The following is a 26474-nucleotide window of genomic DNA, read 5'->3' on the forward strand; positions in this document are numbered from 1 at the left end:
AGGGGGAGGGGCCACTTGGGGGTGGTGGGCCACCGGTGGCGGTCCTCCGGCCGGGTGGGGCCGGCGTCGGCGGGGATGCCGTTGAGGACTCTCGCGCGCAGGGCCGAGGGTGGGGGGCGCCAGGGGAGGCGGGCCAGGGCGTCCTCGGGGCGGGCCAGGGTCAGGGCCTCGTAGACCTCGGCCACCGCGGGGGGGAGGCCGGGGGTCAGGCGGGCGGAGTTGACTGAGTGGGCCAGGGACTGGGTGAAGCGGGTGCGGGCGCTCAGGACCAGGGCTTCGGCGGTGTCGGCGGCCACGTCCAGGACCCAGGAGAGCTCGGCGGTGTCCAGGCCGCAGACCGTGGCGAGGAGCAGGACCTCGCGTTGGTGGGGGCGTAGTTCGCGGAGGACTCGTTCGATCGTCGCGGTCGGCGGGTCGGCCACGGGGTCGACCGAGGGGAAGGCGTAGGCGACGTCGCGGCGGTAGATCTCTCGGCGGGCCAGCGCGTAGAGCGCGGCGCGGGGGGGCTCGACGGCCGGCACGCGGGTGAAGACGGCCGCCACGGCGTTGGCGGCGGAGGCGGTGTCACCGAGCTGGTCGTGGCAGTACGCGAACAGCCCGGCGGCGTGACGGTCGTAGAGCTCGGCGACCACGGCGCCTCGGGGGCGCGGGTCGGTGAGCGGTGTGGTCACAGCCGGTTCCTCTTGGAATTCTGGTGCGGGGCCGAAGGTTGGGCGTGTGGAGGATGAGACGTGGGAGGTCCAATCATGCCAAGGCCCCGGCGCGGCCCGCACCAAACGATGCGAGTTTGATAAATATCGTGAAAGCCCAGGGAACCGATCAGCTGATATCGCAGTGAATTACCGACATGCACGTGTGACCAGGGATTTCCGGTGGATTGCCGGAGATCATCGTAGTCTGTGGCAGGGGACGGCCGTGTGGACCGCCGGTCCGCGCGTCACCTACGGTGGGGGCTGCCAAGCGGGTGGTAGCCGTGCAGCCGTGGGCGGCCGACTCGACGATTCCGGGCCAGCCGGTCCCGGCCGAGAAGCACGAGGTCGTGCGTGATCACATTTGAAGGCGTCACCAAGCGTTACGCGGACGGCACGGTGGCGGTCGACGACCTCAGCATCGAGGTGCCGACCGGCAGCATCACGGTGTTCGTCGGCCCGTCCGGCTGCGGCAAGACGACGTCGCTGCGAATGATCAACAGAATGATCGACCCCACCGACGGCCGCATTCTGCTCGACGATCAAGATATTCGGAAGATCGATCCCCCCACGCTGCGCCGCGGCATCGGATATGTCATCCAGCAGGCGGGCCTGTTCCCGCACCGCAGGATCGTGGACAACATCGCCACCGTCCCGTACCTGCTCGGCTGGGAGAAGAAGAAGGCACGCGGACGCGCCATGGAGCTGATGGAGCGGGTCGGTCTCGACCCCAAGCTGGCCTCCCGCTACCCCTTCCAGCTCTCCGGCGGCCAGCAGCAGCGTGTCGGCGTGGCCCGCGCGCTGGCGGCCGACCCGCCGGTGCTGCTGATGGACGAGCCGTTCAGCGCGGTGGACCCGGTGGTGCGCGCCAGCCTGCAGGAGGAGCTGCTGCGGCTCCAGGCCGAGCTGCACAAGACGATCGTCTTCGTCACCCACGACATCGACGAGGCCATCAAGCTCGGCGACACGGTGGCGGTGCTGCGCGTCGGCGGCAAGCTGGCGCAGTTCGCCGGTCCGGCGACGCTGCTCGCCGAGCCCGCCGACGGCTTCGTGGAGGGTTTCCTCGGCAAGGACCGCGGCATCCGGCGGTTGTCGTTCGTCCCGGCCGCCGATCTGGAGGTCCGCGAGGAGCTCGGGGTGCCCGGCTGGACGCTCGTCCTGGACGACGCCCGCCGCCCGCTCGGCTGGCGTGCCGAGGGGAACGGCGACGGCGAGCTCCACCCGTTCGGCGCCGTCGACCTCGGCAAGGACTCCCTCCGGGCCGCGCTCGACGCCGCGCTGCTCGCGCCGTCCGGCTGCGCCGTCGCGGTGGACGGCGACGGCGGTTTCGCGGGTGTCGTCACCCGTGAGGCGCTGGACCGGGCCCTGTCCCGGGCGTCGGGGGTGGGGGCCCGTGGGTGAGGAGCCGCTGGTCCGCTGGGACTGGATCGGCCGCAACTGGCCAGGCATCCAGGACCTGCTGGTGGACCATGTGATCATGGCGATCCTGCCGGTGGTGCTCGGCCTGCTCATCGCGCTGCCCCTCGGTCTCGCGGGCGCGCGGTGGCGGGTGCTGTACCAGCCGACGGTGAGCCTGATGAACGTCGTCTACTCACTGCCGTCCCTGGCGGTGTTCATCGTGCTGATCCCGATCACCGGCCTCGCCGAGCGCGCCACGGTGATCGTGCCGCTGACGTTCTACTCCCTCGCCGTGCTGATCCCCTCGGTGGTGGACGGCCTCGCCGCGGTGCCCGGCCACGTGCGCCAGTCGGCGGTGGCCATGGGCTTCGGCCCGACGCGGCGGCTGCTCCAGGTGGAGCTGCCCATCGCGGTCCCTGTGGTGCTCGCGGGCCTGCGGGTGGCCACGGTGTCCAGCATCAGCCTGGTGAGCGTGGGCGCGCTGATCGGCCGCGGCGGCCTCGGCTACCTGTTCATCGACGGCTGGCAGCGGCAGTTCCCCACCCCCATCGTCGTCGGCATCGTGCTGGTGGTCGTGCTCGCGGTGTTCGCCGACGGCCTGCTCGTGCTGGCCCAGCGGCTGCTCACGCCCTGGGCGAGGGCCAGGAGGACCACGTGAACTGGCTGCTGGACTTCTTCGGGAACCCGGCCAACTGGTCGGGTTCCGGCGGCATCCCGGTGCGGGTGCTCGAGCACATCCAGTTCTCCCTGGCCGCGCTGCTGCTGGCGGCGCTGATCGCGTTGCCGCTCGGCCTGCTGATCGGTCACACGCGGCGCGGCGCGCTGCTGGTCGTGGTCGCGGCCAACGCGGCGCGGGCGCTGCCCACTCTCGGCCTGGTGGTGCTGATCGTGCTGCTGGTGGGGGTCGGCACCACCTGGCCGGTGCTGATCCCGCTGGTGGCGCTCGCGGTGCCGCCGATCCTGGTGAACACCTACGAGGGTGTGCGCGGCGTGGACGAGGACCTGCGCGACGCGGCGTACGGCATGGGGTTGCGCGGCCGTCAGGTGCTGCTGCGCGCGCTGGTGCCGGTGGCGCTGCCGCTGATCCTGCTCGGGCTGCGCATCGCCGCGATCCAGGTGGTGGCGACGGCCACCGTGGCGGCGTACGTCGGCCTCGGCGGGCTCGGCCGTTTCATCATCGACGGGCTCGCGACCAAAGACTATCCGAGCACGATCGGGGGAGCGGTGCTCGTGGCCGTGCTGGCGCTCCTCGTGCAGGCCGGTTTCGCGCTGTTGCAGCGGGTGGCGGTCTCGCCGGGTGTGTCCCAGCGGGCCCGGACCCGTTAGTCTACAATACCCCCTGGTTTAGAAGGGAATATATTCATGAGACGAATCATAGGCACCGCGGTGGTCACCCTCGCCGCGGTGTTGACCCTGGGGGCGTGCGGCGGGGGCGGCGACCCGCTCACCGGCGCCAGCCCCGCCCCCGCCCCGAGCGGGCCGGCGTCGGGGTCGGCGGGCTCGGGCAAGGTGGTGATCGGCTCGGCCAACTTCCCGGAGAACGTCCTGCTCGGCTCGATCTACTCGCAGGCGCTCCAGGCCAAGGGCGTGCCGGTCGAGGAGAAGTTCAACATCGGCAGCCGTGAGGTCATCTTCGGCCAGATCGTGAGCGGCGCGCTGACCGTGCTCCCCGAGTACAACGGCGGCCTGCTCAGCTTCGTCGACCCCAACACCACCGCCTCCAGCACGGACGCGGTGAACGGGGAGCTGAAGACCAAGCTGCCCCCGGAGGTCGAGATCCTCGACTCCTCGCCGGCCGAGGACAAGGACTCCCTCACCGTCTCCAAGGCGACCGCGGACAAGCACAAGCTGACGACCATCGCGGACCTCGCCAAGGTGTCCAAGGACTTCGTCGTGGGCGGCCCGCCGGAGTTCAAGAAGCGCCGCGAGGCCCAGTTCCAGGAGGTCTACGGCCTGACGTTCAAGGAGTGGAAGCCGACCGGCGAGACCACCGCGGACGCCATCAAGAGCGACGCCATCCAGGCCGGCAACGTCTTCACCACCGACCCCAAGATCCTGATCAACGGCCTGGTGCCGCTGCAGGACCCGAAGAACGTGTTCAGCGCGCAGAACGTCACCCCGCTGGTCAACAAGGCCGCCGTGAACGACACCGTGCGCACCACGCTCAACGCCATCTCCGCCAAGCTGGACACCGCCGCCCTGACCGACATGATGAAGCGCGTCGCGGTCGACAAGGACGACCCGCCCGCCGTCGCGAAGGACTGGCTGACCAAGAACGGCCTGCTCTGACGCCTGATCCCCGGCTGAGGGCGCCCTCTCCCCGTACGGTGGAGGCGGGCGCCCTCGCGCGTCCCCTACCCCGAAGAGAGGCCATGAACGAGTTCACCGAGGCGATGCGGCAACTGGCGGCCGGGGTGGCCGTGGTGACCGTGCGGGAGGGCCGCGACGACATCGGCACCACCGTCACCACGTTCACGTCGTTGTCGATGGACCCGCCGATGGTGCTGCTGAGCCTGGACTCGGCGGGCTACCTGTGCGAGGTCATGCTGCGCCAGGACCAGTGGGCCGTGACCCTGCTGTCCGGCGGCCAGTCGGTGATCGCCAGCCGGTTCGCCACCCCCGGCCGCCCGAGCGCCCGCCTGCTGGTGGCGAGCGTCCCGCACCACCGCGGCGCCCGCACCGAGGCGATGATCATCGACGGCGGCGTGGCGGCACTCGAGGCCGAGACCTCCCGCGTCGTCCCCGGCGGCGACCACACCCTGTTCGTCGCCACCGTCCTCGGCGTCGACTACGTCGACCCGTCCCTGCCCCCGCTCGTCCGCCTGAGGGGACGCTACCGCGCGCTCGGCTGACCCCGGCCCAGGACCCCGGCCGCGCCCCCAGGACGCCGGCTGTCCCGAGAGGACGCCGGCCGCCCCTAGGACCCCGGCTGTTCCCCAGGGCCCTGGCCAACCCCGCCGAATCGGTGGATCTTTGAGAGGTTCCCATCCCGATCGGGCGGAGGGCCACATGGGCGACAGGGACGTGACCGTGCCGCGGGACCGGTGGGCCGTCGCGCGCACCGCGCTCAAGGAGACCGGCGACCGGTTCGCCGCGCTGGTGGCCGGCGCCCCCGACCCCGGCGCGATGGCGACGAAGGAGTGGACGGTCGCCGAGACCGCCGCGCACGTCGTGGTCATCTCGCGCATGTACACGTCGCTGGCCCGGGCGGACGGCACGCCGCTCCCCATCGACGGGCTGGGGCCCGCCGTCGCTCCGGTCACCATCGAGACCGTCGGCCTGTTCAACGACGTCTCGCTGGAGCGCTTCACCGAACGCGACCCGAAGGTGCTCGCCGCGCGGCTGCGCGACGACATCGCCGAGATCCTCCGGATCACCGCGGACGCCGACCCGGCCACCCCCGTGCCGTGGCTCGGCGGGTCGCTGGTGCCGATCGGCGGCCTGTTCGCCCACCTGGTGAACGAGATGCTCCTGCACGGCTGGGACATCGCCCCCGCCGCCGGCGTCCGCTGGGCGATCCCGCCCCGGCACGCCGCGTTGTTCTTCGACCTGTTCCTGCTCGGCATGCTCGCCAACGGCACCGGCGGCCTGCTGGAGCGCCCCGGCACGACCCCCTCGCCCCGGCGCATCACCGTACGGTTCCACTCCCGGTACACCACCCCCGCCCGCCTGGTGGCGCAGGCCGGCAAGGTGACCGCCGGGCCCCCGGGGCCCGGCACCGACGTCCACGTGGCCTTCGACCCCGCCGCGCTCAACCTGATGTTGTTCGGCCGCATCTCCCAGCCCCGCGCCGTGCTCACCGGCCGCCTGGCCGCGTGGGGCCGCCGCCCCTGGCTGCTGCCCGAGTTCCTGCGCACGGTCCGCGTGCCCACCATCCCGTACGCGCGGGGCTCGGCGGCTACTGATAGCCGGTGAACCACCCCGGCACGTCCAGGTGGAACAAGGTGGGCGGGGTGACCTGGCGCAGGTCGGACTCCAGGGCGCGCAGGCGGTCCTCGCCGAGGGTCTTGGCCCAGGAGGCGCGCAGGTCGTCGAAGATGCGGGCGGAGCGGGCGAGGCAGTCGACGCCGCGTTCGGTGAGGCGGACGGTCTTGCGGCGGGCGTCGTGGGGGTCGCTGCCGCGCTGGACGTAGCCGAGGCGTTCCAGGTTGTCCACGGTCTTGCCCGCGGCCTGCTTGGAGACGCCGAGGGTGCGGCCGAGGTCGGCGGCGGTGGTGCCGCGGATGCCGATGGCCTGCAGCACGAAGCCGTACATGGGGCGCATGTCGGGGTGCCCCTGCCGGGCCAGCTCGGCGTGCAGGTCGTCGATCAGCGTGCGGAAGCCGAGGAAGAGCCGGAGAGGCAGCTCGAAGCCGGGCGGGTCAGTTGACACTATGGACAACCTCGTTCACTATATAGACAATCACGTTGTCGATTATCGGAAGGAACTCCCATGCCTGTCATCCGTCGCGAGCAGTGCCGCACCACCGAGACGCCGAACGCCGTCATGACGACCTTCGCCTCGCCCGCCCAGGGCGGCACCGGGCTCGCGGTCTGGCGGGTGGACATGCCCGCCGGGCGGTCAGGACCGCCGCACGCCTTCGACACCGAGCAGGTGTGGACCGTGCTGGCGGGCGGCGCCACCGTCGAGCTGGACGGCGAGACGTCCGAGGTGGGGCCGGGCGACACCGTCGTCATGCCCGCCGGGTCCCCGCGCCGCGTGCACGGCGGCCCGGCCGGCCTGAGCGCCGTCGTCGCCGCCCCGGCCGGCGGACGCGCGTACGGCGTCACCGGCGACGTCGCCCCCGGCTGCGCCGTCCAGGACGGGGACAAGCTGATCCCCGCCTGGACGGTCTGACACGCCACCGGGCCCGCGCCCCGCCAGGGCCTGCGCATCGGCATCTCCGCGAGCCTCGAAGTGGCGGTGAGGTCAGCGGATGGTCCACCAGCCGGGCAGGACGAGCGGACCGTACATGGGCAGGCCCAGCTCGGCGGCCAGGCGGGTGAGCGGGCCCCAAGCCTCCAGGCGGACGCGGGCCATGGCGGCGGCCTTGTCCTCGCTGGAGTCCGGCGGGCGCAGGCGCTCCAGAGGGTGCATGCGGGGGTAGGTGCGCACGGGGGCGTCGGCGGGCAGGCCGGCCCTGCCGCGGGCGAGGCCGAGGGCGTCCTCCAGGCCGCCGAGCTCGTCCACGAGGCCCCGGCCGAACGCGTCCGCGCCGGTCCAGACCCGGCCGCGGGCCAGGTCGTGTGCGCGGTCGCGGTCGAGGTTCCTGCCCTGCGCCACCTTGCCCACGAAGTCGTCGTACACCCGGTCGAGCCAGGCGTTGATCCGGGCCCACTGCGGCTCGGAGAACGACCGGCTCGTGGAGTACATGCCGGAGTTGGCGCCGACGTCCACCGCCTCGGAGTTCACCCCGATGCGGTCGAGCAGCCTCTCCAGCGACGGCTTGCCGCCGAACACCCCGATGGAGCCGGTCAGCGTGCCGGGCTGGGCCACGATGACGTCCGCGCCCATGGAGACGAAGTAGCCGCCCGACGCGGCGAGGTCGCCCATCGAGACGATCACCGGCTTGCCCGCCTTGCGCGCCAGCAGCACCTCGCGCCAGATGGCGTCGGAGGCGACGTACGACCCGCCGGGGCTGTCCACCCGGAACACGATGGCCTTGACGTGCTCGTCGCGCCGGGCCGAGCGCAGCGCGGCGCAGATGGTGTCCGACCCCATGGCCCCGCCGCCGCCGAGAGGGCTGCGTCCGCTGCGGCCGAGGCGGATCATGCCGGTGCCGTGCACCAGCGCCACGACCTTCTCGCCGGGCTTCGGCAGCTTGGCGCCGATGCCCATCGGGCCCTTGGCGTACCGGCCGACGTACAGCAGCAGGTCGCCCTCGTCGCGGATCTCGTCGTACACCTCGTCGCGGTAGGCCAGCCGGTCGACCAGGCCCGCCTCGACGGCCTCGGTGCCGATGAACGGCCCCTGGTCGATCAGCTCGCGCACCCGCGCGGGTTCCAGGCGGCGCCCCTCGGCGACGCCGGCGACGATCTGCTCGATGACCGACTCGGCGATGCGGGCCGCGGACTCGCGGTGCGCCTCGGTCATGTGGTCCTGGGTGAACATGTTGGCGGCGGTCTTGTACTCGTGCCGCTGCCCGACCTGGTAGTCCACGCCGAGCTTGGTGAGCGCGTTCTTGACGAAACGCTGCTCCAGCGAGACGCCGGTCAGCCCGACGTCACCGGACGGCTGGAGGTAGATCTCGCCGAACGCGCTCGCCAGGTAGTACGGCACGGTGCCCTGGCCGAACTCGCCGAAGGTCTCGGCGAAGGCGACGGTGCGTTTGCCCGCCTCGCGCAGCGCGGTCACCGCGGACCGCAGCTCCTGCACCATGGCCAGGCCGATCGGCTGGCCGCCGATCTTCACGACCAGGCCCTTGACCCGGGGGTCGGTGCGGGCCCGCCTGAGCCCGGTGAGGATGTCGGCCAGGCGGGTCTTGCGCATGGACAGTAGCGCGCCGAGGGGATCGGCCGGCGGCCCTTCGATGAGGCCGTCGGTGAGATCGAGTTCGAGGACCAGGGGAGCGCTGCGCCGCTGCCGGAACCGGTCGACCGTGTCAGTGATCGCCTTTGTCGCGTCCATAGCGACACCCTAGGCGACGATCCGGGGGAACAGGCGCACGGCGGCGGCTCAGTTTGCGCGGTCTTCGTCCTGCTCAGCGGACTCGGCGTCCACAGCGTCCACGGCGTCCACGGTGTCGGCCACCGGCGCCGGGCGGCGCAGCCACAGCGCGCCGAGCGGCGGCACACGCAGGCTCGTGGAGTACGGCATGCCGTGCCACGGCTCGGCCACCGCCTCCACGCCGCCGAGGTTGCCGACCCCGCTGCCGTGGTACTCGTAGGCGTCGGTGTTGACCACTTCCTCCCAGCGCCCGCCGGCGGGCAGCCCGATGACGTACCCCTCGTGCGCCTGCCCGGAGAAGTTGGCGACGCAGGCCAGCATCGAGCCGTCCGACCCGTGGCGCACGAACGAGAAGACGTTGCCGGGGGCGTCGTCGGCGTCGATCCACTCGAAGCCCTTCGGCGTGTGGTCCTGCGAGTACAGCGCGGGCGTCGCGCCGTACACGTTGTTGAGGTCGCGCACCAGCCGCCGCACCCCCTGGTGGGGCTCGAAGTCCAGCATCCACCAGTCCAGCCCGCGCTCCTCGGACCATTCCAGGCCCTGGCCGAACTCCCCGCCCATGAACAGCAGTTTCTTGCCGGGGTGCGCCCACATGAACGCGAACAGCGTGCGAAGGTTGGCGAACCGCTGCCACTCGTCGCCCGGCATCTTGCCGAGCAGCGAGCCCTTGCCGTGCACCACCTCGTCGTGCGACAGGGGGAGCACGAAGTTCTCCGAGTAGGCGTACATCAGGGAGAACGTCATCTGGTGATGGTGGTACTGCCGGAACACCGGCTCGTGATGCAGGTACGCGAGCGTGTCGTGCATCCAGCCCATGTTCCACTTGAACCCGAACCCGAGGCCGCCGAGGTGCACCGGCCGGGACACCCCGGGCCACGCCGTGGACTCCTCCGCGATGGTGACGATGCCGGGCGCCTCGCGGTAGACGACCGAGTTCATCTCCTTGAGGAACTCCACAGCGTCGAGGTTCTCCCTGCCGCCGTAGACGTTGGGCGTCCACTCGCCCTCGCGGCGGGAGTAGTCCAGGTAGAGCATCGAGGCGACCGCGTCGACCCGCAGGCCGTCGATGTGGAACTCCTTGAGCCAGTACAGCGCGTTGGCGACCAGGAAGTTGCGCACCTCGCGGCGGCCGAAGTCGAAGATGTAGGTGCCCCACTCGGGGTGCTCGCCCCGCCGCGGGTCGGAGTGCTCGTACAGCGGGGTGCCGTCGAACCGCGCGAGGGCCCACTCGTCCCGGGGGAAGTGCGCGGGCACCCAGTCGAGCAGCACGCCTATGCCGGCCTGGTGCAGCCGGTCCACCAGGTGGCGGAACTCGTCGGGGGCGCCGAAGCGGGAGGTGGGGGCGTAGTAGGAGGTCACCTGGTAGCCCCAGGAGCCGCCGAACGGGTGCTCGGCCACCGGAAGCAGCTCCACGTGGGTGAAGCCCATCTCCTTGACGTACTCCACGAGCTGGTCGGCCAGCTCGCGGTAGGTCAGGCCGGGCCGCCACGAGCCGAGGTGCACCTCGTAGGCGCTCATCGGCTGCTCAAGGGTGTCGCGCTCGGCCCGCCGCCGCATCCACTCCTCGTCGTCCCAGGTGTGGTGCGAGACCTCCACCACCGACGCGGTCGCGGGCGGCCGCTCGGTGCGGCGGGCCATCGGGTCGGCCTTGGAGCGCCAGACCGAGTCGGCGCCGAGCACGGAGAACTTGTAGTGCTCGCCCGCCCCCACGCCGGGCACGAACAGCTCCCACACCCCGGAGCGGCCGAGGGAGCGCATCGGGTGGGCGGCGCCGTTCCAGTGGTTGAAGCCGCCCTCGACGCGCACGCCGCGGGCGTTCGGGGCCCAGACGGCGAACGCGGTGCCCTCCTCGTCGTCGTGCGTCATGACGCGGGCGCCGAGCACCTCCCAGAGGCGCTCGTGCCGTCCCTCACTGATCAGGTGGAGGTCGATCTCGCCGAGCGTCGGCCAGTGGCGGTAGGGGTCGCCGGTCTCGTAGGGCGGGTTGCCGGTGTAGGTCACGCGCAGGCGGTACGCCGGCACCTTGTCCACCCCGGGGAGGGTCACGGCGAACACGCCGTACGCCTCGTGGGTCATCTCGCGCACGGCGTCGTCCAGCACCAGTTCGACCTTCTCCGCGAGCGGTCTCAGCGCCCGCACGGTGAGGCCCTCGGGGGTGAGGTGCCCGCCCAGGATCGAGTGGGGATCGTGGTGGGCGCCGCCGGCCAGCCGGTTCAGGTCAAGGTCCGCAGTCATCGGATCGCTTTCGCTCCTCAGCACGGTCGTTCGGTTAGGTACCCCTGCCCCGGATCCGCGCGCTGACCCATCGCGGTGTCGCCGGTGCCCGGATGCTGAATTATCACCATTCCAGAACGCGGACGTTCTCGGTGGTGAGATCGACCACGACCCGCCCCACATCCAGCCACACGCCACCCGGGAACCGGATGAAGACCTGAAGGCAGCGATGCGTCTCGCACCCGTGCCGCCGGAAGATCAGCGTGTGCACCCGCAGCTCCCCGGGCGACCGCAGCCGCCGGCCCGCCGCCTTGGCGTACTCGCCGCGGATGGTCTCGCCGAGCACCGGGTGGGCGAGCAGCAGCTCGGTGGCGAACCGCTCCTCCCAGCGCGCCGGGGCCGGGCGGGGGTCCAGGGGACGGATGCGCGGCGGCGGCTGCACGGTCGCGATGGGCGGCCGCTCCTGACGCCGCGGCGGCTGGCGCTCCAGGGACAGGCCCACGGCGAGCCCCACCCCGAGCCCGACGGCGAGCGTGGCTCCGCCCGCCAGTGCCACAGTGAGCCGCCTCCGTGCCACCGACGCTCCACATCCTACGTACCGTCACACCGCTGTGACGGATCGTATCCGACGGGAGGCTTCGCATGGGGAACGGCGTGCGGTCAGGCACCGCGATCGGTGAACGCGGCGAGCGGGATCGGCAGCCACGTGGGCCGGTTGCGCGCCTCGTACACCACCTCGTACGCCGCCTTGCTGAGCTCCAGGGCCCGCAGCAGCACGGCGTCGCCGCCGCGGATGCCGCCGCCGCCCGCCGAGTAGCCCGCGAGGAACGCCGCCCGGTTGCGCTCGGCCCACTCGGCGGCCCGAGGCGCGAGCCGCTCCGGGGACGGATGGTCGAACAGCAGGTGGCGGGCCGCGTACTCGAACGAGCGCAGCATGCCGGCGACGTCACGCAGCGGGGAGTCCAGGGCGCGGCGCTCGGTGAGCGGCTGGCCGGGCTCGCCCTCGAAGTCCAGCACCACCCACTCGCTCGGGGTGCGCATCACCTGGCCGAGGTGGTAGTCGCCGTGCACCCGCTGCACCAGGATGGGGTGCCCGACGTCGGCCAGCCGGTCGAACGCCTCGTGCGCCTCGCGGGCGTGGACGGCGAGGTCGGGCACCTCGGCGATGGCGGCCTCCAGCCGCCGCCGGAAACCCTCGACCATGCGCTTGACCTCGGGGGCCTCGATGGCGCCGGTGGGGAACGCCGCCGCCATCTCCTTGTGCAGGTGGGCGGTGGCCACGCCGAGCCGGTGGGACTCGGCGGCGAAGTCGCCGCCCGCGTCGCCGGCGCCGGTGTCCGGCAGCGAGCCGTAAAGGTCGCGCACGCTGGTGAGCGCAAGGGCCCAGCCGTCGCAGGCGGTGGGCAGGAACTCCTGGGTGAACGCCAGGGTGGTGTTCTCGCCGTCCACCTCGGTCTCGATCCAGCCGTACGGCTTGGCGATGTGCGGGGAGCCGCGCCGGGCGAGGGCCGAGACGATCTCCAGTTCGGGGTTCACGCCGGGCACGAGCTTGCGGAACAGCTTGCAGATGTAGCGGTCGCCGTACACCAGGGAGGTGTTGGACTGCTCGGCCCCGAGCACCAGGCTGCGCAGGGAGGTGTCGATCTCCACGCCGGGCATGCGGCGGAACCGCAGCGGCCCGGTGTCGTGGTCCTCGGCGATGCCCGCGAGCAGCAGGCCGGTGACCTCGGCGTCGTGCACGGCGTCGTAGGCCATGCCGTCCTCGGTGGGGCCGATCGCCACGTGCCGCAGGCGCTGGGGGAGCTCGGGGCGGAGCCCGAGGAGCAACTGGTAACGATCGGTGTGAGAGTCCTGCCGTACCGTGATGATCAGATGGCGGACGGTCACGGGAAGCGTGCTGTCGGCGTCCGTGGTCCTGGAGGACCCCGCCACATCGCTGTGGCGGGATTCTGCAGGACCACGAAGGGGAAGCGGGGTGACGGCCTCGACGGCCAGGCCGGTGATCGCGCGGCCCTTGCCGGCGAACCACCGCTGACGGGTGATCCAGCCGGCAAGCAGCTCCTCGAAAGTATCTCTCACGTCTCCTCGGCTGCTGAGCTCGTGGGTGGAAGGGTGAACCAGTAGAACCCATGCCCAGGAAGCGTCAAAAGATACGGAAGTTCGCCGATCGGGGGAAAAGGCACGCCACCCGTGCACTCCACGGGCGTGACCCCTTCGAACCGCCGCAGATCCAGTTCCACCGGCTGGGGGAATCGGGACAGATTGTTGACGCACAGCACCCGGTCGTCGCCGAGCTCGCGGACGAACGCGAGGACGCTGGGGTTCGAGGAGTTCAGCTCGGTGAACTCGCCGAGCCCGAACACCGGGTGGCGCTTGCGAATCTCGATCATCTTGCGGGTGAAGTGGAGGATCGAGCCCTGGTTGCGCTGCTGCGCCTCGACGTTGAGCGCCTGGAAGCCGTAGATCGGGTCCATGATCGTCGGCAGGTACAGGCGGCCCGGGTCGCAGTCGGAGAACCCGGCGTTGCGGTCGGGCGTCCACTGCATGGGGGTGCGGACGCCGTCCCGGTCGCCGAGCCAGATGTTGTCGCCCATGCCGATCTCGTCGCCGTAGTACAGCACAGGGCTGCCGGGCAGGCTGAGCAGCAGGGCGGTGAACAGCTCGATCTGGTTGCGGTCGTTCTCCAGCAGCGGGGCGAGACGGCGCCGGATGCCGACGTTGGCCCGCATGCGCGGGTCCTTGGCGTACTCGGCGTACATGTAGTCGCGCTCTTCGTCGGTGACCATCTCAAGGGTCAGCTCGTCGTGGTTGCGCAGGAAGATGCCCCACTGGCAGTTCTCCGGGATCTTCGGCGTCTGGGCCATGATCTCGGAGATGGGGTAGCGGGTCTCCCGGCGCACCGCCATGAAGATGCGCGGCATGAGCGGGAAGTGGAAGGCCATGTGGCACTCGTCGCCGCCGGTCACCGGGTCGCCGAAGTACTCGACGACGTCGGCCGGCCACTGGTTGGCCTCGGCCAGCAGCACCCGGTCGGGGTAGAGGCGGTCGATCTCGCCGCGGACCCGCTTGAGGTAGGCGTGGGTCTGCGGGAGGTTCTCGCAGTTGGTGCCCTCCTGCTCGAACAGGTACGGCACCGCGTCCAGCCGGAAACCGTCGATGCCGAGGTCCAGCCAGAAGTTCAGGACCTCCAGCATGGCGTCCTGCACCTGGGGGTTCTCGTAGTTCAGGTCCGGCTGGTGGTGGAAGAAACGGTGCCAGTAGTACTGGCCGCGCACCGGGTCGTACGTCCAGTTGGAGGTCTCGGTGTCGATGAAGATGATGCGGGCGTCGCTGTACTTCTCGGCGTCGTCGCTCCAGACGTAGAAGTCACCGAACGGGCCGGTGGGGTCGTGCCTGGAAGCCTGGAACCACGGGTGCTGGTCGCTGGTGTGGTTCATGACCAGGTCGGCGATGACGCGCATGCCGCGGTTGTGGGCTTCGTCGACGAGCTTGATGAAGTCCCCCAGGTCCCCGAAATCCGGGAGGATCTTCATAAAGTCCGAAATATCGTACCCACCGTCTTTCAGGGGGCTTTCGTACAGGGGGAGAAGCCACAGGCAGTCGACCCCGAGCCACTGGAGATAATCCAGCTTGCTGATGAGGCCGCGGATGTCTCCCGTCCCGTCTCCGTTCGAATCCGCGAAGCCCCGGATGAGGACCTCGTAGAAGACGGCGCGCTTGTACCACCGAGGGTCGCGCGGCTTTTCGTGTGTGAAGGTGTTCGGGACGGGTTGAGGCGTCAAGCTCACCTGTGGGCTCCCCGCTGTGCATTATGCCCGCTCTGCCGAGGGGCCGGCCATGTGCCTATGACCGGCCCTGCGGTAGGGCGCGCAGTGTGAGGACGTGTGCTGGATTGATGTGGGGGTCGAGGCGTACGTAGTTGGCTTGGCGCCACTGGTACGTCTCGCCGGAGAGGTCGTCGTCCACCACGAACTCCGCGTCCCAGTCGAGACCGAGCGCGGGCATGTCGAGCGAGACCGTGGCCTCGTGCGTGTTGTGTGGATCGAGGTTCACGACGACCAGGACCACATCGCCTAGCCCGTTCCGTCGTGTGGACGGGTCGTAGGCGCCGGGCAGCCGCTTGGAGAAGCACAGCATGTCCGGGTGGTCGATGGTGTGGAACCGTAGATTACGCAGTTCCTGAACCGCAGGGTGTGCTCTTCTGAACAAATTGAGACGAGTGATGAAGGGTGCCAGGCTCCGCCCGTCCCGTTCGGCGGCCGCCCAGTCACGCGGCCGCAGCTCGAATTTCTCGCTGTGGAGATACTCTTCGCTGCCCGGACGCACCGGGACGTTCTCGCCGAGCTCGTAGCCCGAGTAGACGCCCCAGCTCGGGGAGGCGAGGGCGGCGATGACGGCCCGCACCTTGAATGCCGGAATACCGCCGGTTTGTAGGTATTCATGGAGGATGTCCGGAGTGTTGACGAAAAAGTTCGGGCGTAGGTAATGCGATGTCTCGTGGGAGAGCTCGCCCAGATACTGCTCCAGGTCGGCCCGGGAGTTCTTCCACGTGAAATAGGTGTACGACTGGTGGAACCCGATCTTGGCAAGGCCGCGCAGCATGGCCGGCCGGGTGAACGCCTCGGACAGGAAGATCACGTCGGGGTCCGTGGAGCTGACCTCGGCGAGCAGCCTCTCCCAGAAGCCCACCGGCTTCGTGTGCGGGTTGTCCACCCGGAAGACCCGCACGCCGTGCGCCATCCACTGCCGCACCACACGCAGGACCTCGGCGTAGATGCCCTCGGGATCCTTGTCGAAGTTCAGGGGGTAGATGTCCTGATATTTCTTCGGCGGGTTCTCAGCGTACGCGATGGTGCCGTCGGCCCGGACCGTGAACCACTCGGGATGTTCCTTGACCCACGGGTGGTCGGGGGAGCACTGCAGGGCCAGGTCGAGCGCCACCTCGAGCCCGAGCTCCCTGGCCCGCTTCACGAAGGCGTCGAAGTCCTCCATGGTGCCGAGATCGGGGTGGATCGCGTCGTGGCCGCCGTCCTCGGAGCCGATCGCCCAGGGGGAGCCCACGTCGTACGGCTCGGGGTGCAGGGTGTTGTTGCGGCCCTTGCGGAAGGTGTGGCCGATGGGGTGGACGGGCGGCAGGTAGACGATGTCGAAGCCCATGCCGGCCACGGCGGGCAGCCGCTCGGTGGCGCTCCTGAAGGTGCCCGACGTGGGCTCGCCCTCCTCGGGGATCACGGCGCCCTCGGAGCGGGGGAACAGCTCGTACCAGGAGCCGAACAGGGCGCGGCGGCGGTCCACCCGCACCCGCATGCGGGAGCTACGGGTCACGAGGTCGCGCAGCGGGTGCGCGGCCAGCGCGGCGGCCGTGGCGGGCAGCTCGGCGACGGCCAGGCGGGCCCGGGGGTCGTAGTCGTCGTCACGCAGCCGCTCGGCCACGGAAAGCAACGCGGCCCGGTGGACGCAGCCGTCGCACCCCTGGGTGCGCACCCCGCGGGCGGCGCGCTCGAACAGGCGCGCCCCCTCCTCGCACATCAGGTCGGTGTCGATGCCGCGCGGGATCTTGATCTCCGCGTCGTGCAGCCAGGTGGCGATCGGGTCGCCCCACGCCTCGACGCGGAAGCTCCAGTCGCCCTCGTCCGGCAGCGTGACCTCGACGGCCCAGCGGTCGGTGCCCGGCGCCCCCTCCCGCATGGGAAGCAGCGGCCCCTTGGCGCCCTGGGGATCGGTCAGCACCACCCCGGCCGCCACCGCGTCGTGCCCCTCCCGGAACACGGTCGCGCTTATCTCGAAGGTCTCCCCCGCCGCGGCCTTGGCCGGCCACTGGCCGCATTCGACGGCAGGGTGGATGTCCAGTATTGGGATTCGTCCGATCATCGCGTCTCAAGGTAGCGACGGCGCACCGGGCGCCGCCGGGAATTGTGAGGGCAGGAGTGATCTTTGGTGCACGTGCCGACCCGGCCCGAAAGTCCGCCGTACCGACGGGCATGATCGTATTCACCCGAAGGTAGGTTTACGCCAGCCTTCCGGTGACAAGAGTTCTCACCCGGGGGTGACGGCGCACGCCGGTGGGCGGCACGCGACGTCGTCCCTCCTGGTGAGAGAGACGATCGTGGGACTCTTACATTGTCGTGAGGTTCTTACATGGGACTGCCCCCATAGTCGCTCTTCATGCCTGTTCAAGGGAAGTTCGGGGGAGAGGGGAAGCTCTCATCCCCCAGAGTTGCCCTGTGAGCGCGAACGGTACATGATCAATTTGAATGGACTGTGGACTGTCGGCTTTAGTGTGGTCTGACGGGATTTAACCGGTGGTGAGAGCGAATCGCATGAGATCTGGCAAGGGCGCAAGGGTGTTTCGGTCGCGCGTCGTGGCGCTGAGTAACTAGGGTCTGGCCTCGTGAGAGCAATCCGCAGGTTCACCGTACGTACCGTCCTTCCCGCCGAGCTGGCCGCGCTGAGCGAGCTCGTGCACAATCTGCGCTGGTCATGGCACCCCGAGACCATGGACCTGTTCGCGGAGGTGGATCCCGGCACGTGGGAGCGGGTCGGTCATGATCCCGTAGCGCTGTTGGGCGCGGTCGAGGCCGACAGGCTCGCCGAGCTCGCGCGCGACCGCAGGTTCCTCCGCCGGCTGGCCGACGCCGCCGACGATCTGCGCGAGTACATGACCGCGCCCCGGTGGTACCAGACGCTCCCCGACGCGCCCGCCGCAATCGGGTACTTCTCCCCCGAGTACGGCATCGCCGCCGCACTGCCGCAGTACTCCGGAGGTCTCGGCATCCTCGCCGGCGACCACCTCAAGGCCGCCAGCGACCTCGGTGTGCCCATCCTCGGGGTGGGCCTCCTCTACCGGCACGGGTACTTCACCCAGTCGTTGTCCGGCGAAGGGTGGCAGCAGGAGCACTACCCGAGCCTCGACCCCGGGGGCCTGCCCCTCAGCCTGCTCAAGGAGCCGGACGGCGCCCCCGCCAGGGTCGCCATCCCGCTGCCCGGCGGGCGCACGCTGCACGCCCAGATCCTGGTCGCGCAGGTGGGCCGGGTCCCGCTGCTGCTGCTCGACTCCGACGTGGCCGAGAACGACGCCGCCGCCCGCGACGTCACCGACCGCCTGTACGGCGGCGGCACCGACCACCGCCTCATGCAGGAGCTGCTGCTCGGCATCGGCGGCGTGCGGGCGCTGCGCGCGTACTGCACGATCACCGGCCACCCCGAGCCCGAGGTCTTCCACACCAACGAGGGACACGCCGGGTTCCTCGGCCTGGAGCGCATCCGGGAGCTGACCGAGCACCGGCTGTCGTTCGACGAGGCACTGGAGGCCGTCCGCGCCGGCACGGTCTTCACCACCCACACGCCCGTCCCGGCGGGCATCGACCGGTTCCCCGCCGAGATGATCAGCCGCCAGTTCGGCGGCGACAACGCCTGGCCGACCGTCCCGGTGGAGCGCATCATCGCGCTCGGCGCCGAACCCGAGAACGGCGGCGACCCCGCGGTCTTCAACATGGCCGTCATGGGCATGCGGCTGGCCCAGCGGGTCAACGGCGTGTCCGAGCTGCACGGCGCGGTCAGCCGCCAGATGTTCCAGGGGCTGTGGCCCGGGTTCGACGTGGACGACGTGCCGATCGGGTCCATCACCAACGGCGTGCACGCACCCACGTGGGTGGCCCGCGAGGTCATGGAGCTGGCCGGCAAGGAGCTGCCGTCCCTGATCGAGAAGGCCCAGGGGTGGGAGGGCGTGCAGAAGCTCTCCGACGAGGACATCTGGGCCATCCGCGGCCGGCTGCGCCGCAACCTCGTCGAGGCCGCCCGCGCGCGGCTGCGCGAGTCGTGGCGGGCCCGCGGGGCGTCCACCGCCGAGCTCGGGTGGATCGACGAGGCGCTGGACCCCGAGGTGCTGACGTTCGGCTTCGCCCGCCGGGTGCCGTCGTACAAGCGGCTCACCCTCATGCTCAAGGACCCCGACCGGTTGCGGGCGCTGCTGCTCGACCCGGACAAGCCCGTGCAGATCGTGATCGCGGGCAAGGCGCACCCGGCCGACGAGGGCGGCAAGAAGCTCATCCAGCAGATCGTGCGGTTCGCCGACCACGAGGACGTGCGGCACCGCATCGTGTTCCTGCCCGACTATGACATGAACCTTGGGCAGCTCATGGTGCAGGGCTGCGACGTGTGGATGAACAACCCCTTGCGTCCCTTGGAGGCGTGCGGCACGTCCGGCATGAAGGCGGCGCTGAACGGCGGGCTCAACCTGTCGATCCGCGACGGCTGGTGGGACGAGTGGTACGACGGCAACAACGGCTGGGCCATCCCCACCGCCGACGGCGTCGAGGACCCCGACCGCCGTGACGACCTGGAGGCCGCCGCGTTGTACGACCTCATCGAACGCGAGGTCGCCGACCGTTTCTACGACCGCGTGGGCGACGCCCACCCCCGGCGCTGGCTCGACATGGTCAAGCACACCCTCAGCTCCCTCGGCCCGAAGGTCCTGGCGGGCCGCATGCTCCGCGACTACGTGGTGGACCTGTACACCCCCGCCGCGGGCTCCGCGCGCGAGCTCTCCAAGGCCGACCACACCCGCGCCAAGGAGTTCGCCGCCTGGAAACTCCGCGTGACCCGGGCCTGGCCCGGCGTCCGCGTGGAACACATCGAGGCGAGCGGCATAGGCGACACCCCCGAGCTGGGCGCCGCCATGGAGATCCGCGCCACCGTGGCGCTGGGCGAGCTCTCCCCCGACGACGTGGTCGTCCAGGCCGCCTACGGCAAGGTGGGCCCGCACGACGAACTCCTCCACCCCTCCTACACGACCCTCGTCCCCGACTCGGTGGGCGACGACGGCCGAGCCTCCTACACCGGCACCGTCCCCCTGGACCGCACCGGTGCCTTCGGCTACACCGTCCGAGCCGTCCCCCACCACCCACTGATGTCCAACCCCGCCGAATGCGGCCTGATAGCCCTCCCGGAAGAACCGGTGGGCATGACCAACGGCACCCTCCGCTGACCAACAGGAAGGTCCCCGGCCGAAGCCGGGGACCTTCCCCCCTACGGGAGGGTGCGGCTCAGTGGCAGCGCCAATCGAACCCGGGCGCGTGCCCTCCGTCGAAGAACTCCACGATGACTTCCTTGAACCCGTTCCCCCGCAATGATCCGCTCGGGTTGACATACACGGTGCCGGAGAGCTTGCCGCCTTCGATGCCCTCGACTGTGACGGACTCGTAGTAGCGTGCGATCTCGGCGTCGGGCAGCTTCGTGACGAGGGCCAGGTGGACCAGATAGTCACAGTGATTGCTGTTGGCTACCAGAAGACCCACCATGCTCGCCTCGGCGCGCAGATCATGCTTGGTCTCAGGCGGAAGTGAAAGCCTGCTCACCCGCTCCCGCAGCCCGGCCAGCCTCTCGTCGTTCCGCCGCTGGGGGACCTCGAACACCAGGCCGCAGGCGGCAACGGAGGCGAGGAGTCCCAGACACACGAAAAACGGCCATCTGCTTCGCTGTTTCGATAACACCTTCGGGGCCGCCTCGGCCGGCACCATGTCGTCCTCCAGAACTGCGGCCTGCAGGATTCCTGCGGCATGCGTGTCGGCCAGGACGCCTCAGGCCGATTCAGAGACGATGGTACGGCGGCCCCTGCGGAGTGTTACTGGCCTATGCGGCCGTCGATCCGTTCGCGCAGCAGGTCGACGTGGCCCATGTGGCGGCCGTACTCCCAGATCATTCCGACGAGTACCTCGCGCAGTGACATCGCGCCTCCGCCGCTGCCGTGCAGGTTCGCCGGATCGTCGGCGGTGATGTCGAGGGTCGGGGCCCGGGCCACGAACTCGTTGGAGAAGGCGACCTCTGTGCGCCATGCGGCCCAGGCTTCCGCCACCACCTCGGGGTCGGGGACGGCGCCGTCGAAGTCGCCGTCGCGGTCGGTGTCGGAGCAGTACAGGCGGGGGACGTCCTGGCCTGCCATCAGTACGCGGAAGGTCGCGCGTTCCACTTCGGCCAGGTGTCGTACCAGGCCGAGGAGGGACATGGTCGACGGCTCGACGGAGCGGCGGGCCATGGCCTGCGCGTCGAGGCCCGCGCACTTCATCTCCAGGGTGAGGCGTGCGGTGCGCAGGGCTTCGAGCAGCGTGGTGCGCTCGTCGCCCAAGGTGGGGCCGTGCTCACGTGGGTCGTCGTCGGACGGCTTGCCGTCCTCGGTGAACATGTCGGCACGTCGGGTCGTAGCCATGGGGGCCATCATCGGCGATGCGCGTGGCGGGCGACAACGGATTTACGGTGCGTCGGACGCCACGGCGCATGCTCCGGCGATGCCAGAGGCCACTCGTCCTGCCGGGGGGTCACCGTGCTCCGTCGAGCAGGCCCAGCACTTCCTGCTCGACGCGGTCCTTGGTGATGCCCAAGCCGCGGAGCACTTCCGCGGCGGGACCCTCGTCCAGGGTGATCACAGCCAGCAGCAGGTGCTCGGCGCCGATGTGCTTGTGGCCGAGCCTCAGTGCCTCACGGTGCGTCAACTCCAGTGCTTTCTTGCTCAGCGGAGTGAAGGGGATGGCCGCGGGCACCGTCTCGGCCTGGGGGCCGTAGTGGCCGGCGACGGCCTGGCGGACCGTTTCCGGGGTGACGCCGAGGGCGTGCACGGCCCGGGCCGCGGTGGTCTCCGGGTCCTCCAGCAGGGCGATCAGCAGGTGTTCGGGCGTGATGGTGTCGTGACCGGCCCTGCGGGCCTCCTCCTGGGCGTGCACCACGGCGGTGCGGGCCGCGGCGTCGTACAGCGCGAAGATCCGCAGGTCGTTCTCGGTGGCGCTCTGCGGCTCCTTGGGCACGAACCGCTTCTGGGCGGCCTGCCTGGTCACGCCCATGCTCTGGCCGATCTCGGTCCACGAGGCGCCCGAGTGCCGTGCCCGGTCCACGAAGTGGCCGATCAGATGGTCCGCGAGCTCTCCGAGGTGCTCGCCGAGGACGACGGCGTCGGAGAGCTGCCCCAGCGGGTCCCCGTCGGGGTGCCGGCTGGTGATCACGTTGATGAGGTCGTCGAGTCGGGGTGCTTCAGCCATGCGTCAACCCTAGGTTGACGCCGAATCGGTGTCAACCCTTGGTTGACAGTCGTTGATCACGCGTCGCACCGGCACTGGCCGCCGCACTCGTCGAGCCCATTGCCGGGGTTTCGGCTTTGCGGCGTGGTGACCGCTGTCATAGTTGGAATTCAAGAAACACCGCGGTGTGGTGTGACTTATGTAACCGGTGCGACGAATGCGCGTGAGGGGCATGAGTGAAGAGCCGGATATGGGCCTTCGGGGGAATGGCGGGAATTCGGAGCGCTGTTGCGCTCGTGTCGGGAGCGTAGCGGGCTCACCCTGCGTGACCTGGACAAAAGGATTAAGTGGCACTACTCGCTGATCGGCAAGTGGGGGCAGGGGAAGAACCGGCCGTCGGCTGAGGCGATTGTGGTCCTTGATGCCGAACTCTGCGCTGGGGAGAGCTTGTGGTGCGGGCTCTTCGTGCTGCTATGGCCGATACGCTCAGGCCCGGTAGTAATGGATAAGGGAGACGAAATGGAACGTCGCCAACTATTCCAGCTCGCGGCCGGCATCGGTGTGGGTGCCCTCGGGGCGGACGAACCCGTGCGCCGGCTGGTGCACATGGGATTGGGCCCGCACCCCCCGGGCGTATGGGATGTCGCATCTGCCGACCATCTGCATGCCAACCGGACGCGGCCCGCCGAGCAGGTGAGCAACGATCTGCTTGCCGACCTGCTGCGCCTGGAGCGGCAGGTCGCCACCACGCAGGGGGGCGATGCGATCGAGCTGCGCCGCCATGGGGCCGTGCTCAGACGACGACTCATTTGGTGAGTCGGCGGTAGCAGATAGGGGCTGCGGCGATGGCGACGAAAGAAGGTGCCGGAAGTCCCCGGCTTCTGGGAAAGCGGCGACCATCGCCTCGAAGTCACCCAGAGCCAGGTGCATGCGGCGGCCGGGAACGAGCGGAAAGTGATCGAGGCGGCGCGGCGCATCCTGAGCGGGGCCCGGCCCTCCGACGGGTACCAGATCCCCGTGTACGCCCACCCCGACCTCGCCCACTGCGCCGTGGTCAACGGCGGCATCGATGAAGGGGCCAGGCAGGCGGCGCAGGCACTCGACTCCTTGCCGGTGCCCTACCGCAACGCCATGGTGACCGCGAGAGCGAGACGTGTCCTGCGCGCCGTCCCGTGGAACGCCGAGAAGGCCGAGCGGTCACGGAGCTTCGCGGTCTGGTCCTCGCGAGCGGCCTCATGGCCTGAGCGGGCGGCTCGGCTCCGGCCGGAGATCCTCTCCATGTCTGTGCCCGATGTTCCCCCCGACGGCACGGGAGCGATGATGGGGCGATGGCGTTGATGACGGCGTTCACGGAGTTGTCCGGGGTGCGGCATCCCATCGCGCTCGCGCCGATGGGTGGGTCGGCCGGTGGGGCGCTGGCGGCGGCGGTGTCGCGGGGTGGCGGGCTCGGCATGGTGGGGGCCGGAGGCGGGGAGCGGGAGTGGCTGGAGCGTGAGCTGGCGATCGTCGCTTCGGAGGGCGGCCTGACGTGGGGGGTCGGCTTCCTGACGTGGGCGATCGAGGACGGTGCGGTCGAGCGGGCGCTGGAGTACGGGCCGTGGGGGGTCATGTTCTCGTTCGGCGACCCCGGCCCGTACGTGGGAGCCGTCCGTGCGGCGGGGGCGGTTCTGATCGTTCAGGTCACCGATCTGGAGGAGGCCAGGCGGGCGGTGGACCTCGGCGCGGATGTCGTCGTGGCGCAGGGCACCGAGGCCGGTGGGCACGGGGCCCGGCAGGGACGGTCCACGTTGCCGTTCGTGCCCGTCGTGGTGGATCTCGTGGCTCCGGTGCCGGTACTCGCGGCCGGGGGGATCGCCGACGGGCGGGGGGTGGCGGCGGCCCTGGCTCTCGGGGCCGCCGGGGCGCTGATCGGCACCCGCTTCCAGGCCACCGCCGAGGCTCTGGTCGATCCCGCGGTGGCCAAAGCGATCGTCGAAGGGCGAGGGGAGGACACCGAGCGCGGCCGTGTCCTGGACATCGCCCGCGGCTCACGGTGGCCGTCGAAGTACACCGCCCGCACCCTCGGCCACCCTTACCTCGACCGGTGGCGCGGGCGCGAGGCCGAACTCGCGGCCGACCCCGAGGCCCGGCAGGCCTACCAGGACGACGTGGCGCGTGGCGCCATACCGCCGCTGCCGGTCTGGGCCGGTGAGGCCGTCGACCTCATCACCGACCTGCCCTCCGCGGCCGGCCTGGTCGCCACCCTGGCCACTCAGGCCGAGGACGCCCTGGCCAGAGCCGGGAGGCGGAGGGACTGACGGCCCGGACCTCGTCACGCGACGACGAAGGTGCGGGGTGGTCACCGGCCGAGGATCGAGGCGATTCGCTGGACCACTTCGGCGTCGGTGAAGGCCGCGGTCGATTCGGTCACCCGTATCTCCACGACGGACTGGCCTTGCGCCGACGTCGGCCAGAAGTGGCTGAAGAGCCAGTCGCCGTGGGTGGCGGCGCACGTCAGGTGGCGTTCGCTCAGTACGTCGGGCGGGCCGGGGAGGTACAGATGGAAGGCGTTGACGTGCGGTGGCCGCGGGGTCACGTAGACGCCGTCGATCTCGCTCATCGCCGCCGCCAAGGTGATCGCTCGCTGGGTGAAGCCGGGCAGCTTGGGCAGCGTGGTGTCCAGGCCGGCCAGGGCGGCAAGGGCGTAAGGGTAGGAGTGGAACGGTTGCGCGCCGTGTCGTGACAACCAGGGGGCGCATTCGGAGAGGAACTCCGGGTCGCCGGTGAGTGCGGCGCCTCCGAGGCCGCCCAGGCTCTTGTAGAACGACACGTACACGGAGTCGGCGAGTGCGGCGATCTCCGTGAGTGGACGCCGGTAGTGCGGTGCCGACTCCCATAACCGGGCGCCGTCGAAATGCAGGGGGATCCGGCGCTCCCGGCACCATCGGGAGATCGCCACCAGGTCGTCCCAGGCGGGGAGCAGGAGTCCCGCGAAGCGGAGTGGCAGTTCCACCGTCACCACGCCGGGGGTCTCTGCGGCCCTTTCGAGATCTTCGACGGTGTACGGGGTGAGGTCGCCGACTCGCACGGGGCGCAGACCGTGGAGTCGTTCGTACGCCGAGCCCTCGTCGCGGTCGATGTGGCTCAGCGGATGCAGTGCCACCACCGGGCGACCGGTGCGGTCGGTCCAGGTACGCAGCGCGGCCTGCTGGGCGATCACTCCCGTGGAGACCCAGCGGGCGGCGGGTTTGCCGAGCAGTCCGGCGACCCGGCGCTCGACCTCGGCGACCGGGCCGCCCTGGCCGTAGACGTCGACGTCCGCACTGCCGGCCTCCGGGCGGGCCGCCAGGGCGAGCAGGCGCTCACGCATGTTGTGCCGGGGGGAATCGCTCAGGGAACGGCGGCAGGAGCGGCGTACTTCGGCGGGGTCCATGCCGCACAGCCTTCAGGAACGCTCGACGGTTGGCTACCCGATAAGCCGGCCGGCGGCCTGGCGGCCGGTTCGGCCACCATGGAGCCTGTTCCCGCGTCTTCCCCGCCGGGCGACGTCGCCGTCCCGTGTTACGTGACGCCCCTAGGCTGATCGCATGACCCGGCATTTCGAGGTTCATGTGACCGCGGGAACCCGTGAGGAAGCGGACGCGATCAGCACGGCCGTCGTGCGGCGGCGGGTGGCGGCCTGCGCGCAGATCGTCGGGCCGATCAGCTCGGTCTACTGGTGGGAGGGGGAGGTCCAGCGCGACGACGAGTACCTCATCCTCATGAAGACCGGTGCGGAACGGCTGGACGATCTCGTCGCCGCGGTGCGGGCCGTGCACTCCTACACGACTCCGGAGATCGTTGCCGTCCCGATCGAGGGCGGCCTGGCCGGCTATCTGGGCTGGGTCACGGCGGAGACGGCGCCACGGCCCGGGGACGGCTAGCCCGCGGGCCTGACGCGGTACGTCACGTGGGTGGCCTCCGGGGTGTCCACGGTGTCCAGGTGGTCCAGCTCGGGGCCGGGGCCGTCGAACAGGGCGGTGCCGGAGCCGAGCAGGAGCGGGGCGATGTGCAGGCGCAGGTGGTCGACCAGGCCGGTCCGCAGGGACTGCTGGACGATCGACGCGCCGCCCATCACGTGGACACGTCTCGTGCCTGCGGCGGCCTTGGCGGCCTCGATCGCGGCGGCGACGCCGCCGGTGACGAAGGTGAACGTGGTGTCGCCCTTGCGGACCTCCTCGTGGGGGCGGTGGGTCACGACGAAGACGGGCATGCGGTAGAAGCCGTCGTCGCCCCAGCCGCCGGTCGCCTCGTACACCGAGCGGCTGGTCACGACGGCGCCGGAGGTGGCGAACGTGGCCTGGCTCAGGCGGCGTCCCTCCTCGTGCTCCAGCCACGCGTGCAGGCGGCCGCCGCCCCTGCCGAGGCCGGGCCATTCGTCCAGGTCAGGGCCGGTGACGTAGCCGTCCACCGACATCGAGATGTCCACTTCGACTGTTGTCATGACCATGCAGACGCAGGCCGGGCGGAAAATCATCGATGAAGACGGCCGCTGTTCCCGTC

The 26474-nt window shown here is 70.5% G+C and carries 25 protein-coding genes; 12 read left to right on the plus strand and 13 right to left on the minus strand.

The features are described 5' to 3' along the window. Nucleotides 1-671, minus strand: a 671-nt coding sequence (locus ABGB17_RS05580) for a hypothetical protein (protein WP_347626703.1), incomplete at its 3' end; no start/stop codon positions are given. Nucleotides 672-1043: 372 nt separating this feature from the next. On the opposite strand from ABGB17_RS05580, the gene ABGB17_RS05585 reads away from it, so the two are divergent. The 6 genes from ABGB17_RS05585 (at nt 1044) to ABGB17_RS05610 (ending at nt 6002) form a co-directional block, all read left to right on the plus strand. Further along, on the plus strand, nt 1044-2090 hold the full coding sequence (locus ABGB17_RS05585) for an ABC transporter ATP-binding protein (RefSeq protein ID WP_347626704.1): 1047 nt from the start codon (nt 1044-1046) through the stop codon (nt 2088-2090). Further along, a complete protein-coding gene (locus ABGB17_RS05590; protein WP_347626705.1) occupies nt 2083-2745 on the plus strand; it encodes an ABC transporter permease in 663 nt (220 codons plus the stop codon). The genes ABGB17_RS05585 and ABGB17_RS05590 overlap by 8 nt, the downstream gene beginning before the upstream one ends. Further along, on the plus strand, nt 2742-3413 hold the full coding sequence (locus tag ABGB17_RS05595) for an ABC transporter permease subunit (RefSeq protein ID WP_347626706.1): 672 nt from the start codon (nt 2742-2744) through the stop codon (nt 3411-3413). Before ABGB17_RS05590 ends, ABGB17_RS05595 begins: the two co-directional genes overlap by 4 nt. Before the next feature lie 36 nt (nt 3414-3449). Further along, complete coding sequence (locus tag ABGB17_RS05600) at nt 3450-4376, plus strand: ABC transporter substrate-binding protein (RefSeq protein ID WP_347626707.1); 927 nt, start codon at nt 3450-3452, stop codon at nt 4374-4376. Nucleotides 4377-4459: 83 nt separating this feature from the next. Then, nucleotides 4460-4939 (plus strand): flavin reductase family protein, encoded by a 480-nt coding sequence (locus ABGB17_RS05605; RefSeq protein WP_347626708.1) that lies wholly within the window; start codon nt 4460-4462, stop codon nt 4937-4939. 157 nt (nt 4940-5096) lie between these two features. Further along, on the plus strand, nt 5097-6002 hold the full coding sequence (locus ABGB17_RS05610) for a maleylpyruvate isomerase family mycothiol-dependent enzyme (RefSeq protein WP_347626709.1): 906 nt from the start codon (nt 5097-5099) through the stop codon (nt 6000-6002). On the opposite strand, the gene ABGB17_RS05615 is transcribed toward ABGB17_RS05610, so the two are convergent. Further along, entirely contained in the window at nt 5986-6459 is a 474-nt protein-coding gene (locus ABGB17_RS05615; RefSeq protein WP_347626710.1) for a MarR family winged helix-turn-helix transcriptional regulator, read from the minus strand. The genes ABGB17_RS05610 and ABGB17_RS05615 overlap by 17 nt on opposite strands. Nucleotides 6460-6519: 60 nt before the next feature. Here ABGB17_RS05615 and ABGB17_RS05620 point away from each other — a divergent pair, with 60 nt between their 5' ends. Next, complete coding sequence (locus ABGB17_RS05620; protein ID WP_347626711.1) at nt 6520-6924, plus strand: cupin domain-containing protein; 405 nt, start codon at nt 6520-6522, stop codon at nt 6922-6924. Between the two features lie 72 nt (nt 6925-6996). On the opposite strand, the gene sppA is transcribed toward ABGB17_RS05620, so the two are convergent. The 6 genes from sppA to ABGB17_RS05650 all read right to left on the minus strand — a co-directional run bounded on the left by sppA (nt 6997) and on the right by ABGB17_RS05650 (nt 16818). Further along, nucleotides 6997-8694, minus strand: coding sequence for a signal peptide peptidase SppA (gene sppA / locus ABGB17_RS05625; RefSeq protein WP_347626712.1), 1698 nt, complete (start codon nt 8692-8694; stop codon nt 6997-6999). 48 nt (nt 8695-8742) lie between these two features. Next, on the minus strand, nt 8743-10968 hold the full coding sequence (gene glgB / locus ABGB17_RS05630) for a 1,4-alpha-glucan branching protein GlgB (RefSeq protein ID WP_347626713.1): 2226 nt from the start codon (nt 10966-10968) through the stop codon (nt 8743-8745). Between the two features lie 103 nt (nt 10969-11071). Next, nucleotides 11072-11524 (minus strand): hypothetical protein, encoded by a 453-nt coding sequence (locus ABGB17_RS05635; RefSeq protein ID WP_347626714.1) that lies wholly within the window; start codon nt 11522-11524, stop codon nt 11072-11074. A gap of 83 nt (nt 11525-11607) precedes the next feature. After that, the gene (locus tag ABGB17_RS05640; protein WP_347626715.1) at nt 11608-13026 is read right to left on the minus strand and encodes an aminoglycoside phosphotransferase; all 1419 of its coding nucleotides are present in this window, start codon (nt 13024-13026) and stop codon (nt 11608-11610) included. Continuing rightward, the gene (gene treS, locus ABGB17_RS05645) at nt 13023-14735 is read right to left on the minus strand and encodes a maltose alpha-D-glucosyltransferase (RefSeq protein ID WP_347626716.1); all 1713 of its coding nucleotides are present in this window, start codon (nt 14733-14735) and stop codon (nt 13023-13025) included. Before treS ends, ABGB17_RS05640 begins: the two co-directional genes overlap by 4 nt. 55 nt (nt 14736-14790) lie before the next feature. After that, nucleotides 14791-16818, minus strand: coding sequence for an alpha-1,4-glucan--maltose-1-phosphate maltosyltransferase (locus ABGB17_RS05650; RefSeq protein ID WP_347626717.1), 2028 nt, complete (start codon nt 16816-16818; stop codon nt 14791-14793). A 520-nt stretch (nt 16819-17338) separates the two neighbouring features. On the opposite strand from ABGB17_RS05650, the gene glgP reads away from it, so the two are divergent. After that, nucleotides 17339-19933, plus strand: a complete 2595-nt coding sequence (gene glgP / locus ABGB17_RS05655; protein WP_347626718.1) for an alpha-glucan family phosphorylase — start codon at nt 17339-17341, stop codon at nt 19931-19933. A 58-nt stretch (nt 19934-19991) separates the two neighbouring features. Here the strand turns inward: glgP and ABGB17_RS05660 are convergent, their stop codons facing one another. The 3 genes from ABGB17_RS05660 to ABGB17_RS05670 form a co-directional block, all read right to left on the minus strand. Then, nucleotides 19992-20465, minus strand: coding sequence for a hypothetical protein (locus ABGB17_RS05660; protein ID WP_347626719.1), 474 nt, complete (start codon nt 20463-20465; stop codon nt 19992-19994). Nucleotides 20466-20569: 104 nt separating this feature from the next. Next, nucleotides 20570-21151 carry a DinB family protein gene (locus tag ABGB17_RS05665; protein WP_347626720.1) on the minus strand — a complete coding sequence of 194 codons (582 nt, stop codon included), beginning with the start codon at nt 21149-21151 and terminating at the stop codon, nt 20570-20572. Between the two features lie 109 nt (nt 21152-21260). After that, nucleotides 21261-21974 carry a Clp protease N-terminal domain-containing protein gene (locus ABGB17_RS05670; RefSeq protein WP_347626721.1) on the minus strand — a complete coding sequence of 238 codons (714 nt, stop codon included), beginning with the start codon at nt 21972-21974 and terminating at the stop codon, nt 21261-21263. A gap of 498 nt (nt 21975-22472) precedes the next feature. Between ABGB17_RS05670 and ABGB17_RS05675 the strand changes: the two genes are divergently transcribed. From ABGB17_RS05675 to ABGB17_RS05685, 3 genes are read left to right on the plus strand one after another with little or no spacing between them, the layout of a single operon-like run. Further along, nucleotides 22473-22769, plus strand: coding sequence for a hypothetical protein (locus tag ABGB17_RS05675; RefSeq protein ID WP_347626722.1), 297 nt, complete (start codon nt 22473-22475; stop codon nt 22767-22769). Between the two features lie 45 nt (nt 22770-22814). After that, nucleotides 22815-23291 carry a hypothetical protein gene (locus ABGB17_RS05680; RefSeq protein WP_347626723.1) on the plus strand — a complete coding sequence of 159 codons (477 nt, stop codon included), beginning with the start codon at nt 22815-22817 and terminating at the stop codon, nt 23289-23291. After that, entirely contained in the window at nt 23282-24250 is a 969-nt protein-coding gene (locus ABGB17_RS05685) for a nitronate monooxygenase (protein ID WP_347626724.1), read from the plus strand. The genes ABGB17_RS05680 and ABGB17_RS05685 overlap by 10 nt, the downstream gene beginning before the upstream one ends. 41 nt (nt 24251-24291) lie before the next feature. On the opposite strand, the gene ABGB17_RS05690 is transcribed toward ABGB17_RS05685, so the two are convergent. Beyond that, nucleotides 24292-25365 (minus strand): beta-eliminating lyase-related protein, encoded by a 1074-nt coding sequence (locus ABGB17_RS05690; protein ID WP_347626725.1) that lies wholly within the window; start codon nt 25363-25365, stop codon nt 24292-24294. A gap of 154 nt (nt 25366-25519) precedes the next feature. On the opposite strand from ABGB17_RS05690, the gene cutA reads away from it, so the two are divergent. Next, a complete protein-coding gene (cutA, locus tag ABGB17_RS05695) occupies nt 25520-25855 on the plus strand; it encodes a divalent-cation tolerance protein CutA (protein WP_347626726.1) in 336 nt (111 codons plus the stop codon). Here cutA and ABGB17_RS05700 read toward each other — a convergent pair. Then, nucleotides 25852-26415 carry a dihydrofolate reductase family protein gene (locus ABGB17_RS05700; RefSeq protein ID WP_347626727.1) on the minus strand — a complete coding sequence of 188 codons (564 nt, stop codon included), beginning with the start codon at nt 26413-26415 and terminating at the stop codon, nt 25852-25854. The genes cutA and ABGB17_RS05700 overlap by 4 nt on opposite strands. Between the last annotated feature and the right edge of the window lie 59 nt (nt 26416-26474).

Origin of the sequence: Sphaerisporangium sp. B11E5 (assembly GCF_039871875.1) — a bacterium.
GTDB lineage: Bacteria > Actinomycetota > Actinomycetes > Streptosporangiales > Streptosporangiaceae > Sphaerisporangium.

Excerpts from the sequence above, each read along its gene's own strand:
- ABGB17_RS05600 (WP_347626707.1), top strand. The coding sequence starts at position 3,450 with ATGAGACGAATCATAGGCACCGCGGTGGTCACCCTCGCCGCGGTGTTG.
- ABGB17_RS05605 (WP_347626708.1), top strand. The coding sequence starts at position 4,460 with ATGAACGAGTTCACCGAGGCGATGCGGCAACTGGCGGCCGGGGTGGCC.
- ABGB17_RS05610 (WP_347626709.1), top strand. The coding sequence starts at position 5,097 with ATGGGCGACAGGGACGTGACCGTGCCGCGGGACCGGTGGGCCGTCGCG.
- ABGB17_RS05620 (WP_347626711.1), top strand. The coding sequence starts at position 6,520 with ATGCCTGTCATCCGTCGCGAGCAGTGCCGCACCACCGAGACGCCGAAC.
- sppA (WP_347626712.1), bottom strand. The coding sequence starts at position 8,694 with ATGGACGCGACAAAGGCGATCACTGACACGGTCGACCGGTTCCGGCAG.
- glgB (WP_347626713.1), bottom strand. The coding sequence starts at position 10,968 with ATGACTGCGGACCTTGACCTGAACCGGCTGGCCGGCGGCGCCCACCAC.
- ABGB17_RS05650 (WP_347626717.1), bottom strand. The coding sequence starts at position 16,818 with ATGATCGGACGAATCCCAATACTGGACATCCACCCTGCCGTCGAATGC.
- ABGB17_RS05660 (WP_347626719.1), bottom strand. The coding sequence starts at position 20,465 with ATGGTGCCGGCCGAGGCGGCCCCGAAGGTGTTATCGAAACAGCGAAGC.
- ABGB17_RS05665 (WP_347626720.1), bottom strand. The coding sequence starts at position 21,151 with ATGGCTACGACCCGACGTGCCGACATGTTCACCGAGGACGGCAAGCCG.
- ABGB17_RS05670 (WP_347626721.1), bottom strand. The coding sequence starts at position 21,974 with ATGGCTGAAGCACCCCGACTCGACGACCTCATCAACGTGATCACCAGC.
- ABGB17_RS05675 (WP_347626722.1), top strand. The coding sequence starts at position 22,473 with ATGGAACGTCGCCAACTATTCCAGCTCGCGGCCGGCATCGGTGTGGGT.
- ABGB17_RS05685 (WP_347626724.1), top strand. The coding sequence starts at position 23,282 with ATGGCGTTGATGACGGCGTTCACGGAGTTGTCCGGGGTGCGGCATCCC.
- ABGB17_RS05690 (WP_347626725.1), bottom strand. The coding sequence starts at position 25,365 with ATGGACCCCGCCGAAGTACGCCGCTCCTGCCGCCGTTCCCTGAGCGAT.
- cutA (WP_347626726.1), top strand. The coding sequence starts at position 25,520 with ATGACCCGGCATTTCGAGGTTCATGTGACCGCGGGAACCCGTGAGGAA.
- ABGB17_RS05700 (WP_347626727.1), bottom strand. The coding sequence starts at position 26,415 with ATGACAACAGTCGAAGTGGACATCTCGATGTCGGTGGACGGCTACGTC.